The following is a 13152-nucleotide window of genomic DNA, read 5'->3' on the forward strand; positions in this document are numbered from 1 at the left end:
GGGTCACTCTAGAACCATGGATGCAATCACTGTTCTGAGTGACCTCGCTGCCCGGCCTCTGCAGGCCCTGGACTACTTCTGGGACGAGCTGGAGCCGGCGCGGATCAATGATCGTCCAGGTGGACATCCGAATTCGATCGCCTGGCTACTGTGGCACTCGGCCCGTGAGACGGATGCGCAGATCGCCCCATTATCTGACACCTCAGAGGTCTGGACGGCTCAGGGGTTTGCGCAGCGCTTCGACTTCGACGGTCAGGACCTCGGCGCCTTCGACATGGGGTACGGCCAAAACCCAGCCGCTGCTGAAGCGATCACCGTGCCAGCAACGCAGGAGGGAAAGAGTCTGCTGCGCGAGTACCTGGAAGCGGTGTACCAGCATCTGGGGAAGTGGATTCCGACGTTGGACGCGTCAGAGCTCGACCGGGTGGTCGATCATCACTATGACCCTCCGGTGACCCTGGGCGTCCGCGTGATCAGTGTGATCGACGATGCTGTCCAGCACGTCGGACAAGCCGCGTATATCGCTGGGATGCCCTTGCGCCCATCTCACTGAGCTACATGCTGAAGAGCGCGTGAACCTCGGGCACCAACGTGCGACCGCCGAGTCCTTCCAGCTCCATGAGCACGGCCGTGCCAGCAACTTCCGCGCCCATCTTCTCGATCAGTGCGCGTCCGGCTGCGAGTGTTCCGCCCGTCGCCAGCACATCGTCCAAGAGCAGCACCCGCATCCCCGGGATGATGTCTTCGGAGGCCTCGATCGTTGCCGTCCCATATTCCAGGTCGTAGTTGACGGAGGCTGCAGGTCGGGGGAGTTTGCCCGCTTTGCGCAACGGCGCCAGCCCGACTCCAGCCACCATGGCTGCGCTACCGGCGAGCAGGAATCCGCGTGCTTCTACCCCCGCGACGAGGTCGAACCGGCCCGAGAACGGTTCGACGAGGGCTTCCACGCAGTCGCGCAGAGCCTGAGCATCCGCCATGAGGGGTGTGATGTCGCGGAACTGCACACCCTGCTTCGGATAGTCAGGAATAGTGCGAATCAAAGACCGGGCAGCCTCGATCGCGGGTGACAGTTGCGTGGAAGAAGACATGTCTCCACTGTAATGGTGAACAACACGTCTTCTCGTTTCGCTGTTCTCGTTCACCGTGATGTAAGCTATCTCAGGTGAAAGATGCTGAAGGCATCTGAATCACGGGCATTGGCGCAGCTTGGTAGCGCGCTTGACTGGGGGTCAAGAGGTCGTGGGTTCAAATCCCGCATGCCCGACTTTGTTCTGAGTCGGCACATCGTTTACAGATGTGGCGGTTCAGAAATGACAGATTGCCCGGAATCCGTGGGTTCGGTTCCCGGGCAATTGTCTTTTCTACGCCGTGGGTTTTCGGTCGGTTTCGTTTCCACATCCGATATCGGTGATGCGAATACTCTTGCCCGAGTACACAGCCTGAATGATCCATAGCGCTGCCTTCTGGAGCGGGACAGCACGGAAGTGCCGCAGCAAAGCAATCAACGGTAATGCTGGCAGGTCCGGATACGGCAGAGATCCATCACGGCTGTTGATCCACCTCAGCTGGTGTGGGGGTCGCCGGGTTCTGACCGGTAAACAGCGTCGCCTATGTGTTGATGCAAGACACTGCCTGACGGACATTTTTTGCGATTTCGCCTGAGGGCGATTACGCCTCATCGACAGAAATTGATAGCACCGGTGTCGTCCGTGCGGTCCCGGGGCTCTTGCTATCTCGACGCATCTCAGTGTTATGTGGGTTGTATGCCAGAACGCTTGCTTTTTGTGGCGTGTCATCGCCTGGATCGTCGTCGTGGTTTTGGCTGATCCCGATTCTGTCCTCAGCGGTGGCACGATTTCGTGTCGGGTTTCTGAATGCGATCACACCTATAGTTAGATAGGCTTGCAATTAGATAAGCTAACTTCTATGCATTGTGACGGTGGAAACGCCACGGTGGGACGGAGCGCAGAGCCATCGGATCCGAGGGAATCATCGACCGTTCGGTGTTACCGAAGCGCAATACTGCGGCGCCAGAGATGGTGAGTCACCGCGACGTCAACAGCGTCGAGATGTCCGTCTCCAAGGCCGACTTCCTAGACGCGGTCTCCACCGAACTGGCGCACGTGATTGAGCACAGAGTCTCCACCTCAGGGTCGGACCGGATGGTCCAGATGTGGCAGAGGATCGGGCGCATGATCGAGGGTGGTAAGCGGTCCCGGCCGGCCTTGGTGCACTTGGGGTTTCGCACCTTCGACGGCCGGAGTGACGCACCAGTGGTCAAGCTGGGCTGTGCTGTCGAGTTGCTGCACACCGCCTTCGTCGTCCACGATGACGTCATCGATCGCGATTTCATACGTCGAGGTGGCCCCACCCTGTCTGCAGAATACCGTGACGACGCACTGGACATGAGACAGAATCGGCGCGACGCCGAACACGTTGGCCATTCAGCCGGTGTGCTCGCGGGAGATGTCTTGCTTGCGGAGGCGATCCGCCTGGTGCATGAGTCCGTACGTCATGAACCCGCGGCACTGGAGATTGTTGAGGCCTTCCACTCAGCGATCCTGAGCTCAGCTGCTGGTGAGCTAGACGATGTGCTCTTCGCCACCGGCATGGGGGAACCAAACCTGGATCGAGTGCTGCAGATGCATCGGTTGAAGACTGCTGCCTACTCGTTCGAAGCCCCACTGCGCATCGGGGCGATGCTGGCTGGCGCTCCTTCAGACACTGCTGCTCAGTTGGCGGAAGCCGGTGCCCATCTGGGCATCGGATATCAGATTATTGATGACGTGCTCGGTACCTTTGGCGACCCCGATGCCTCCGGAAAGCCTGTCGATTCCGACCTGCGGGAGCGAAAATTCACGGTACTCATCGCCCTGCTCCAGGACATTCCGGAAGCGGAACCAGTGGTCCGGGCGTGGCGGGATGGCGAGGACCCGATAGACGTGATGCGCACCGCGCTGACCACGTACGGCATCGAGCAGCGCGCCCGCATGGTGGCCCAGCTGTGCTGCGACCGAGCCCGGGCCGGACTGGAAACGCTCCCGTTGACGGAACGGGCTCGTGCTGAGTTCGACGTCGTCATAGATGACCTCCAGCGGCGAGGGGCATGATGGGCACGATGGATCCTCTCCAGCGCTACACCGCCGCCGCCACGCGCAGCGCGGGGACGGTCATCGGCGCCTACTCGACCTCCTTCGGACTAGCCACGAAGTTCCTCGGTGCACGGGCACGTCGTGACATTGCCAATCTCTACGCTCTGGTGCGTTTGGCCGATGAGATCGTCGACGGGGTGGCGGTGCAAGCCGGACTGCAACCACGGGAGGCCGAGGAAGCCCTCGATCGCTTGGAATCCGAGACCGAGGCCGCTCTGGACACCGGCTACAGCACGAACCTGGTGGTTCATGCCTTTGCCGCTACGGCACGCTCTCATGACATCACCACCGCGTTGACCCGGCCGTTCTTTACCGCGATGCGCACCGACCTGCATCGGACCGAGCACACGGAGGAGTCCTTGGCGGACTACATCTACGGATCGGCTGAGGTGGTGGGGCTGATGTGCCTGGCTGTGTTCCGCAGCATGCCCGGAACAGCGACCACCGAATCTCAGACCCTGGCCCGTGGCGCACAGCGCCTGGGGGCGGCCTTCCAGAAGATCAACTTCTTGCGCGACCTCGGTGCCGACCGGGACGAACTGGGTCGGTGCTATTTCCCTGGAATCGATCCCGTGACGTTCAGCGACGTCGAAAAGCATCGTTTGGTCGCGGACATCCGCCAGGACCTGGACGCTGCTGAAGCGGGCATCGGGCTACTTGACTTGCGGGCGCGGCTCGCGGTCGGGGTGGCTCATCGGCTGTTCCACGAGCTGACCGACCAGATCGACGAGACCCCCGCCCAACAGATCGGCGCGCGACGCATCCGAGTCAACAACGCCCGCAAGGTGACGCTCGCGGTGGACACCGCGCTGCAGCGTGTGCGCCGAGGGAGACGAGCGTGAGACCGGGCACCGAACGGCAGCGCGTGGTGATCATCGGCGCCGGAGTGGCTGGGTTGGCTACCGCCGGGCTGTTGGCGCGGGACGGTCATCAGGTGACCGTCATCGAGCAACAACTCCAGGTCGGCGGGCGGGCCGGGCGCCTGGAGGACGACGGGTTCCGCTGGGATCAGGGCCCCTCCTGGTGGTTGATGCCGGAGGCTTTCGGGCATTTCTATGCCCTGATGGGCACCAGCGTCGAGCGGGAGCTGGACCTGCGAACGCTGGAGGATCCGTCCTTCGCACTGTTCACGGAAGGCTTTCGGCGACTCGACATCACGACCGGTGCCACGGAGGTGGCGTCCCTCTTTGAGGATCTCGAACCTGGGGCCGGACACCGACTCGTTGAGGATCTCGCCGCCTGGAGTGATGACTACCAGCTGGCACTCGAGCACTTCCTCTACACCAATTTCGAGGCACCGTCCCGGTTGTTGGATCCGTCGGTCTTGCGTCGCGTGCCGCGACTGTTGACCCGGCTCACCCGATCCTTGGAACGTCAATCGGTCCGCCGCTACCGCGACGTCCGGCTCCGGCAGCTCCTCGATTTCCCCGCAGTGTTTCTCTCCTCCTCACCTTCGCGTACGCCCGCCTTTTACGGGATCCTCAACCACACGATCCTGAACCAGGGGGTGGCATACCCGATGGGCGGTTTTGGCACCTTCATCGACTCGCTGCACCGGCTGGCGCTCGACGCCGGGGCCGAGATTATCACCGGTGCTGCGGCGCAGCAGATCACCTGCGAGGAGCCGCGCCGTCACGCCACGGGAGTCACCTACCGCGATGCCGCGGGCACGGAACACCACCTGTCCGCCGAGCGGGTGGTCTCCGCCGTCGACCGGCACTTCACCGAGACGGTGCTGCTCCCAGATCCGCCGCGTTCGGTGCGCCGTCGTTGGCAGCGTCGGGATCCCGGCATCGGCTGCGTGCTGGCCTATCTGGGAGTGCGGGGACCGTTGCCGGAGCTGGCCCATCACTCGCTGTTCTTCAGCCGCGAGTGGAGCGCGGACTTCCAGCGCATCTTTCCTGAGCGCGGTAACGGTGCCGAGTCCCCTCGCGACTCCGCCTCGTCGTCGGTCTACCTCTGCCGTCCTTCGGCCACAGACGAGTCGGTGGCCCCGCCCGGGCACGAGAACCTGTTTTTGTTGATCCCCGTACCGGCGATGGCGAAGGGAATCCGCGGAAGCCTGCACGGAGACCCGGATGCTGAGACCGAAGAGATCGTGGACCGCACGGTGGCGATGATCGCCGAGCGAGCCGGCATTCCGGACCTGGAAGAGCGCATCGTGGCACGGCACACTGTGGGGCCCGGCGACTTCGAAGCGCAGTTCAACTCGTGGCGGGGCGGTGCGCTGGGCTTGGCGCACACGTTGGGCCAGTCGGCGTTCCTGCGCGGATCCAACAGGTCCCGCGAGGTCGACGGACTGTACTTCGCCGGAGCCACCACCACTCCCGGGGTAGGACTACCGATGTGCCTGATCTCGGCGGAGAATGTGCTCAAGCGGTTCCGCGCGGACACCACCGTAGGACCACTGCCGGTGCCCGTGCCGACGAGGGCCGGCGATCATGCAGAGGAGGACCGACCATGAACCACGCTGAGTATCTGATCCTGATGGCCGGATGTGTGCTGATCACCCTGCCGCTGGAGTTTGTGCTGAAGGCCCGGGTGTATCGGCGATGGCGGATCATGGTGCCCTCCGTGCTCGCCGTGGTCGTCGTGTTCGGGATCTGGGATCTCGTAGGGATCGTCCGAGGTCATTGGACCTATAACCCCGAGTTCATCACGGGGATCCACCTGGGTCCGCTCCCGTTGGAGGAGCTGGTGTTCTTCGTGGTGATCCCGCTGTGTGCACTGCTCAGCTACGAGGGCGTGTCCACCGTGTTGGGCTGGTGGCGTCGCCGTCGCACCTCGGACGTCGCCGGAGGTGAACATGCTTCCTGAATACACACTGCTGACCGTCATCGGGATCATCGTGGTGGTGCTCGTGGAGCTGCTGGTGGTGCGCAGCGGGATCTTCCGCCGCCCGGCATACTGGCTGGCGCTGCTGATCTGCCTCGGATTCCAGGTGCCGGTGGATGGCTGGCTCACCAAGCTCTCGAACCCGATCGTGCTCTATCACCCCGACCAGATGCTCGGACTCCGGTTCCCCTGGGACATCCCGGTGGAGGATTTCGGATTCGGCTTCGCGATGATCACCACCACCCTGATGGTGTGGCAGGCGTTGAAGAATCGTCAGACCCAGATGAACCAGAACAAGAAACAGCAGACGAACGAGGCGGAAGCACCCCATGAAGCTCAGTGACTCCTTTACCTCCTCGGCCCGGCGTTACGACGTGATGACCGGGCTGAACCCGGGGTACCGGCGGGAACTGCGCCGGGCGGCCCGCGCACTGAGCGCCCAGGTGCAGTCCGGTAGTGACGACGGTCCGCTCATCTGGGACCTGGGGTGCGGGACCGGGTTGAGCACCGCGGCGCTGCAGGAGCAGATCCCACAGGCGCGGCTGCTCGGGGTCGATGCATCGGAGGGCATGCTGGGGCTGGCGCAGGCCAAGACGTGGCGGCCAGGCACCCGCTTCGTCCTGGAACGCGCCGAGAACCTCGAGCACAGCCTGCACGAGGAACTCGGAGCGGCCCCGGATGGCGTCTTCGCCGCCTATCTGCTGCGTAACGTGGATGAGCAGGACCGCACCGCGGTGCTGGCGACGATCCGGCGGCGGATGGCCCCGGGCACGCCCCTCGTGCTGCACGATTACTCGGTGGTCGAATCCCGAGGGGCCCAGCTCACCTGGACCCTGGTCTGCTTCGGCGTCATCATTCCTCTCAGCGTGGTGATGCGGGCCGAGCCGTCGCTGTTCACCTATCTTTGGCGGTCCGTGATGAACAACGACTCGACCCGAACCGTGTTGCAGCGACTGCGTGACGCCGGATTCGAGGGCGGACGCGTGTTCACGGCGCGGGGCTGGCACCGCAAGATTCTGCACACCTATACCGCGGTGGCCGGAGCATCCCGAGGAGAACAATGACGATCCGAGGTGGTGGATCACGCAACGGCGTTGGGGCCAGCGACATCCCACTGGACCCGAGGGACCCGCACGCCGAGCGGGTGCGGGCGACGCGTGGGCTGGCACGGCCGGAGGGCGTGCGTTCGGTGGCGGTGATCGGCGGGGGCATCGCCGGGCTGACCGCTGCGGTCGCGCTCGCCGAACGCGGGGTGTCGGTGCACCTTCTGGAAGCCCAGGCGCAGCTTGGCGGGCGAGTGCGCTCTTGGCCCCTGGAAGACGGTCGGAACATGAGCCGAGGCTTCCACGCCTTCTTCCGCCAGTACTACAACCTGAGAGCGCTGCTGCGCCGCGTGGATCCGGCTCTACACCAGCTGGTTCCGGTGGCGGACTACCCGCTGCGCACCGCCTGCGGCGTCACCGATTCCTTTGCCGCGATTTCGCGCACCCCACCGTTCAATCTGGTCGGGTTCGTGTGGCGCAGCCCCACCTTTCCGCTCGTCGCGCTGACGCAAGTGGACATTGCGACCGCGCTGGAGCTGATCCGCGTGGAGTTCCCGCAGATCCTGCAGGAGGACACCGGGGAATCCGCGGCCGACTTCCTGGACCGGCTCCGATTCCCCGACGGCGCTCGACATTTAGCCCTGGAGGTGTTCGCCCGTTCCTTCTTCGCCGACCCGCGCGAGTTTTCCGCCCGTGAATTGGTGACCATGTTCCACACCTACTTCACCGGCTCAGCGGAGGGGCTGTTGTTCGATGTTCCGCGCGAGGCCTACAGCGAGGCGCTCTGGTCACCGCTGGGGGAGTACCTGGACCATCTCGGGGCTGAGGTGCGGTGCCAGACGACGGTCCAGCGGTTGACCCGACTCCCGCCTGGGTCGGAGGCAGCGTGGCGGGTGGAGTACGACGGTGGGGTGCTCGACGTCGACGCGGTGGTGCTCGCCGCCGATCCACGCCAGGCACGTCGGCTCGTTGCCGGGGTGCCGGCACTGGCCGAGGACGGAGAGGCCGCCGTGGACGAGGGTCTGCGACGGCTACAGGAGCAGGTGCTTCCCCGGCGCAACGCCCCACCCTTCGCGGTACTCAGGCTCTGGCTGGACACCCAAGTGGCGCCGGAACGCCCGGCATTTATGGGCACCAGCGGCTACGAGCTGCTCGACAACGTGAGCGTGCTGGAACGCTACGAACACACCGCCCGCGTCTGGGCCAGGGCTCATGGCGGCTCCGTGGTCGAACTGCACGGCTACGCCCTGCCTGCTGAGACGCCCGTGACCGGCGACGCGGACCCGGGGACGCCCGAGGCCGGGCCGGGGCGGCGGGTGCGAGATCGGCTGGTCGCTGAGCTCCACCACGTGTACCCGGAGACCCGGGACGCTGGCATCGTGGCGGAGGAGCTGCTCATCGACGACGACTGCGGGCTGGCCGACACCACGCCCTGGAACGAGCAGCCCGGAGTCTCCACCGGTGTGCCCGGGCTGGTGCTGGCAGGAGACTGGATTCGGTGTGAGTATCCGGTGGCCTTGATGGAACGGGCCGCCACCACCGGATTCCAAGCCGCCAATGAGCTGCTGTCCGCTTGGGGAGTCACCGGTCATGACCTGTGGTCCCCGCCGTTGCGCGGCCTGCTGCGCCGACGCCTTCGACCGAGCCGACGGGGCCCGCGATGAGTGTGTCGGACCAGCGGCGCGCCGCACGCCCCGAAGACACCGGCTGCCCGGTCGCTCATCACGATCCCGAGGGGTACCGGCGGGTGGGGAGTTTCGCCGCGGCCCGGACGGTGCTGCGGGCTCGTTCCTCCACCCGGCAGGCGGGCTTCACCGCCGAGCACATCCCTGAGTGGCTGTTCAGCAAGCGTCCCATTCTGATCGGCGACGGCCCCCACCACGATGAGCAACGGCGTCGAGTGGCCCGCTTCTTCGCGCCCGCCGTCGTCGACACCCGCTACAGTGCACTGATCGAGCAGGAGGTGGAGCGCTCCCTGACTATCGCGACCGATCAGGGAGACATGCTGGTGGATCGGCACGCCCTGCACGTCGCCGTGGCTATCACCGCCTCGATCGTCGGGCTGACGCATGCGCCGGTGACCGCACTGGCGAGTCGGCTGGAACGGTTTTTCCGGCAGCCGCCACTGGACCGGACGCGGGCGGACCTGGGCCGCACCCGCCGCGATTGGATGCAGGCCGCGGTCAACGGCCTGGGACCGCTGGCCGGGTTCTATCGCCGCGACGTGGCCCCGGCGGTGCGCGCTCGCCGTCGAGCTCCGCGTGAGGACGTCATCAGCCACCTGCTCCAGCAGGGCTACCAGCGCGCCGATCTCCTGGCCGAGTGCCTCACCTACGGCACCGCCGGCATGGTGACCACCCGCGAATTCATGACCATGGCTGCCTGGCATGTGCTCGATGATGCCCGGCTGCGCCGACGTTACGCTCAAGCAGGGCGGGAAGAACGCGAGCGCATCCTGGCCGAGATCATCCGTCTCGAACCGCCCGTGGGACACCTGTACCGGCGGATGACCAGTGACCTCGCGCTCGAGGACAATGCTGGGTGTCCGGCAGCGACCCTGCGTGACGGAGACCTGGTCGACCTGAACGTGCGCCAGATCAACACGGATGCGGACGTGGTGGGCGGACGCTCGCTGCAGTTGGACCCGGAGCGGAGCCTCACTCCGGGGGTGCCGGCCACGGGATTGAGCTTCGGCGACGGGGTGCATCGCTGCCCGGGGCAGCATCTGGCGCTGCGGGAGACGGACGCCTTCGTGCACCGGCTGGCCGCGGGGTCGTGGACGATCGCGGAGCAGCCGCGCCTGAGCTGGGATCAGCTCATCGAGGGCTACCGATTGCGGGGACTGCGGCTACGCCCCAGCTAGGGCCGTTCCCAGGTCGCGATCGGACCGTCCACCACCACGAACATCGGGTGCGCGGGGATCGACGCCGGTGTGGGGCGCACCTGATCGGGTGAGCGCTGGCTGAGTTTTCGCTGCAGGTGATCCCACTCGAACCCCAACTGCCCCGTGGTGACCTCCACGCGCCATGAGTCGTCGCCGTCGGGGCCGGGCGGGAGTGCGATCCGTCCGACGTCGAAGCGGTAGCCGCGGCGCGTGGCCTCGACATACAGCTCGTTCAGGTATGCCCCGATTGCGGCCACGGGGTCAGGGTGAGAGCGGAAGCGCTCCAGTTGCGGGTGCCGCGTGTACCCGCGCGTCCGCCCCAGCAGGACGGCCTGGGCGAGCAGCGCCTCTCGCCAGCCGGCAATCAGCCCCTGTCGGTCGAGTACCTCGGGGTGCAACGACCAGAGTCGCATGACTCAGGGGGCGCAGCCGGCGGCGGCGGGTTTGAAGCCGAGCCGGGCGTTCTCACAGCACCCCGGGCGGCAGACGTCGTACCAAGGCCCCAGCTCGGTGAGGCTCGGTCGCTGCGCTGGCGGACGGGCGGCGATGCGCTCTTCGATGAGGTCGACCAACCCGGCGACGAATCTCGGATGTGAACCCGGGGTCGGGGTACGGATCGCGCGCAGTCCGGCGTCATCAGCGGCCTCGAGTGCTTCCTCATCCAGGTCCCACAGCACCTCCATATGGTCGCTGAGAAAGCCCAACGGCACGATCAGCACCGCGGTCACGTTCTCGGCGGGCAATTCAGCGATGCGATCGCAAACATCGGGCTCCAACCACGGGGTGGACGGTGAACCGGAGCGGGACTGGTACACCAGCTCCCACGTCGCCTCCGCTCCGTCCGCCCCGTCCGCACGCAGATCGGAGAAGATTCTCTCGGCGACGGCACGATGTTGCGCGGCGTAGGCGCCTCCCTCGCCGAGGTTCAATTCTTCCGGGCCGGAGCGCAGTGCATCAGCGCTGGGAATCGAATGGGTGGCGAAGAGTACTCGGATCTGCTCGGGGTCGTGGCCCTCGGCTGTTACTTCGGCCAGAGCGGTACGTAGTCCCTCGGCGAATGGTTCCACGAACCCGGGGGTGTCGAAGAACTGTCGCACCTTGTCGATGGTTACCGTTTCCTGAAGGCCGGTGGACTCCAAAGCGCGAGCGAAGTCTTCGCGATACTGGCGGCAGCTGGAATAGGAGCTATAGGCGCTGGTGGCCACAGCGAGGATCCGATGGTGTCCCGCCGCGGCGGCCTCGCGGACCACGTCCTCGAGGTAGGGGTCCCAATTGCGGTTGCCCCAGTACACCGGGTGTTGCATTCCACGACGTCGCATCTCCGCTTCCAGGGCGGCACGCAACTGACGATTCTGATCATTGATCGGGCTCACCCCGCCGAAGTGCCGGTAGTGGGTGGCCACCTCTTCGAGCCGCTCGTCTGGAATCCCGCGGCCGCGGGTGACATTGCGCAGGAACGGGATCACGTCATCCTGGCCTTCGGGTCCGCCGAAGCCTGCCAGCAGAATGGCATCGTAGTCCTGGGGCTCCGACACGTACGGGTTTCCGGCGCGGGAGGCCGGCGAGGCATAGGGCACGGTGGTCGCGGCGGTGGTTTCAGACATGAGGTTCCTCTCAAGCGGACGCTGATCACGGCGCCGCTGTGTATCCTTACTGTGCATCGCCATCCAGCATCGATTCATTCGGCTGACGAGATAGTTAGCTTGGCTAAATATAATCACAGGAAGTGTCATGGAGCAAAGTGCCCGCCCCGCCGCACGCGGCGAACGGTACTCACCCGTTGACCCGCGGGTGATGGATCCGCGCCAGGAACTCTTCGATTATGGGCGTTTCGACGAGGGCGAGATGGATCAGATCGTCGCTGTGCTCGAGGCGATGCGCGCTTGGCGTGCCGCTGAACGGCGGTCCAGCGAGGCGGCCCGCCGCTACATGAAACTTGGCGAGACGGATATGCGGGCGCTGCGGTTCCTTATGGCGGTGCAACGCCACGGCGATCTGGCCACTCCGAGCATGCTCGCCCGACACCTGGGCATCTCCACGGCCTCGGTGACCAAGATGATGGATCGGCTCGAGGATCAAGGGCACCTGAGCCGCCGCCAGCACCCGGGGGACCGGCGGTCCACGGCCATCGAGATCACCGAGGACACGGCCGCAGCAGCACGGCGCACCGTCGGGACCACTCACGTCAGCCGCATTCAGGCCGTCTCGGAGCTTACGCCTGAGGAACGAGACGTCGTGCTGCGTTTCCTGACCACCCTGGCCGAGGAGGAGTTCCACTCCCCGGAGTGATCCCGCGGGTGCCACCTGGTGGTACTACGGTTACTGCACCGCAACGTAGACGGGGCTGCCGAACATACCGGGGGTGAAGGTCAGCACTCCGTCGCCTACGGAGTCAGTCGGTACCTGAAGCGCGATGTTTCCCGTTTCTGATGCGCCTTCAAACAGTGTCGTCGTGGAGTCGAAACCGTCCGGCGCGACCGCCAATGCATCGGTGGCGTCGAAGGTGTTTCCGCCAGGGGAGACATACTTCAGGCCGATCCAGGGCATGGCGCCGTCGGTGTCGGAACCGGTGTACTCGGCAGTGACGTTGGCCAAAATGTAGAGGTGATCTGCGGCGGGCTCGTCGTTGAATGGGTTCTCGGCTAGGACGGCTTCGGTGGCATCCAGCTCGACACTGTTGATGGTGATGGTCCAGTCACCGTCGGAGACCGCAGTGCCCAACGGGTACGGATTCGCGCGCGTGCCCTCCTCGGTGTTCTCGGCGACGGTCTCGGATCGCTCGCCGTCAGCCGGTGCGGACTCCTGATTTTGCGGAACCGTGGCGGTGACGTCGCTGGAGAAGCTCTCATCGATGGCGGTGGCGACCACGGCGAAGAATACGATGACACCGATGATCGTTCCCACCACCGATACGATCAGGCCAATGACACCGGTCGTCTTCTTGCGGCCCTTCAAGCACAGGGCGACGATGGCGAGAACGAAGGCGATGGGCAGCAGCACCCATCCGACGACCAACGCACCGGGAATGCACGCGAAGATGGCGCCGACGACGGCGGTGACCAGCGCGATCAGGCCGACGGAGTTTTTCTGGGGATAGTCGGTGGTGTTTTCGGGGGAGGGCATCGGTGCCTGCCTTTCAGTGGTATGGAGTGAGTGTGGTGAGGTCGGCGCGCAGAGACGACGACGCTGCGTTCCAGCATTCCGTTCTGCCGGGTCTGGCAATACGGCGGATCAGGCT

At 65.1% G+C, this 13152-nt stretch carries 14 protein-coding genes and 1 tRNA gene; 11 read left to right on the forward strand and 4 right to left on the reverse strand.

All coding sequences use genetic code 11. The features are described from left to right. Window positions 1–16: 16 nt before the first annotated feature. Entirely contained in the window at window positions 17–553 is a 537-nt protein-coding gene (locus O1A05_RS09555; RefSeq protein WP_270104987.1) for a mycothiol transferase, read from the forward strand. 1 nt (window position 554) lies between these two features. Here O1A05_RS09555 and O1A05_RS09560 read toward each other — a convergent pair whose 3' ends face one another. Beyond that, the gene (locus tag O1A05_RS09560) at window positions 555–1088 is read right to left on the reverse strand and encodes an adenine phosphoribosyltransferase (protein ID WP_270104988.1); all 534 of its coding nucleotides are present in this window, start codon (window positions 1086–1088) and stop codon (window positions 555–557) included. A 102-nt stretch (window positions 1089–1190) separates the two neighbouring features. On the opposite strand from O1A05_RS09560, the gene O1A05_RS09565 reads away from it, so the two are divergent. From O1A05_RS09565 to O1A05_RS09605, 9 genes are all read left to right on the forward strand, one after another. Further along, window positions 1191–1264, forward strand: a tRNA-Pro gene (locus O1A05_RS09565). Between the two features lie 772 nt (window positions 1265–2036). Continuing rightward, entirely contained in the window at window positions 2037–3110 is a 1074-nt protein-coding gene (locus O1A05_RS09570) for a polyprenyl synthetase family protein (protein WP_270104989.1), read from the forward strand. A gap of 8 nt (window positions 3111–3118) precedes the next feature. Beyond that, window positions 3119–3994, forward strand: coding sequence for a phytoene/squalene synthase family protein (locus O1A05_RS09575; protein ID WP_270104990.1), 876 nt, complete (start codon window positions 3119–3121; stop codon window positions 3992–3994). Beyond that, a complete protein-coding gene (gene crtI, locus O1A05_RS09580; RefSeq protein ID WP_270104992.1) occupies window positions 3991–5616 on the forward strand; it encodes a phytoene desaturase family protein in 1626 nt (541 codons plus the stop codon). Before O1A05_RS09575 ends, crtI begins: the two co-directional genes overlap by 4 nt. After that, window positions 5613–5969, forward strand: coding sequence for a lycopene cyclase domain-containing protein (locus O1A05_RS09585; RefSeq protein WP_270104993.1), 357 nt, complete (start codon window positions 5613–5615; stop codon window positions 5967–5969). The genes crtI and O1A05_RS09585 overlap by 4 nt, the downstream gene beginning before the upstream one ends. After that, window positions 5959–6330, forward strand: coding sequence for a lycopene cyclase domain-containing protein (locus O1A05_RS09590; protein WP_270104994.1), 372 nt, complete (start codon window positions 5959–5961; stop codon window positions 6328–6330). Before O1A05_RS09585 ends, O1A05_RS09590 begins: the two co-directional genes overlap by 11 nt. After that, window positions 6317–7051, forward strand: coding sequence for a class I SAM-dependent methyltransferase (locus O1A05_RS09595; protein ID WP_270104995.1), 735 nt, complete (start codon window positions 6317–6319; stop codon window positions 7049–7051). Before O1A05_RS09590 ends, O1A05_RS09595 begins: the two co-directional genes overlap by 14 nt. Further along, window positions 7048–8694, forward strand: coding sequence for an FAD-dependent oxidoreductase (locus tag O1A05_RS09600; protein WP_270104996.1), 1647 nt, complete (start codon window positions 7048–7050; stop codon window positions 8692–8694). The genes O1A05_RS09595 and O1A05_RS09600 overlap by 4 nt, the downstream gene beginning before the upstream one ends. Beyond that, complete coding sequence (locus O1A05_RS09605; protein WP_270104997.1) at window positions 8691–9893, forward strand: cytochrome P450; 1203 nt, start codon at window positions 8691–8693, stop codon at window positions 9891–9893. Before O1A05_RS09600 ends, O1A05_RS09605 begins: the two co-directional genes overlap by 4 nt. Here the strand turns inward: O1A05_RS09605 and O1A05_RS09610 are convergent. Together O1A05_RS09610 and O1A05_RS09615 are read right to left on the reverse strand one after the other, a co-directional pair. Beyond that, a complete protein-coding gene (locus tag O1A05_RS09610; protein WP_270104999.1) occupies window positions 9890–10327 on the reverse strand; it encodes a pyrimidine dimer DNA glycosylase/endonuclease V in 438 nt (145 codons plus the stop codon). The two genes, O1A05_RS09605 and O1A05_RS09610, sit on opposite strands and share 4 nt — an antisense overlap. A 3-nt stretch (window positions 10328–10330) precedes the next feature. Next, on the reverse strand, window positions 10331–11518 hold the full coding sequence (locus tag O1A05_RS09615; protein WP_270105000.1) for a ferrochelatase: 1188 nt from the start codon (window positions 11516–11518) through the stop codon (window positions 10331–10333). 127 nt (window positions 11519–11645) lie between these two features. Between O1A05_RS09615 and O1A05_RS09620 the strand changes: the two genes are divergently transcribed. Continuing rightward, on the forward strand, window positions 11646–12203 hold the full coding sequence (locus tag O1A05_RS09620) for a MarR family winged helix-turn-helix transcriptional regulator (RefSeq protein ID WP_270105001.1): 558 nt from the start codon (window positions 11646–11648) through the stop codon (window positions 12201–12203). Window positions 12204–12233: 30 nt separating this feature from the next. Here O1A05_RS09620 and O1A05_RS09625 read toward each other — a convergent pair whose 3' ends face one another. Continuing rightward, the gene (locus tag O1A05_RS09625; protein WP_270105002.1) at window positions 12234–13037 is read right to left on the reverse strand and encodes a hypothetical protein; all 804 of its coding nucleotides are present in this window, start codon (window positions 13035–13037) and stop codon (window positions 12234–12236) included. Window positions 13038–13152 lie beyond the last annotated feature (115 nt).

The organism is Citricoccus sp. NR2 (assembly GCF_027594385.1).
GTDB lineage: Bacteria > Actinomycetota > Actinomycetes > Actinomycetales > Micrococcaceae > CmP2.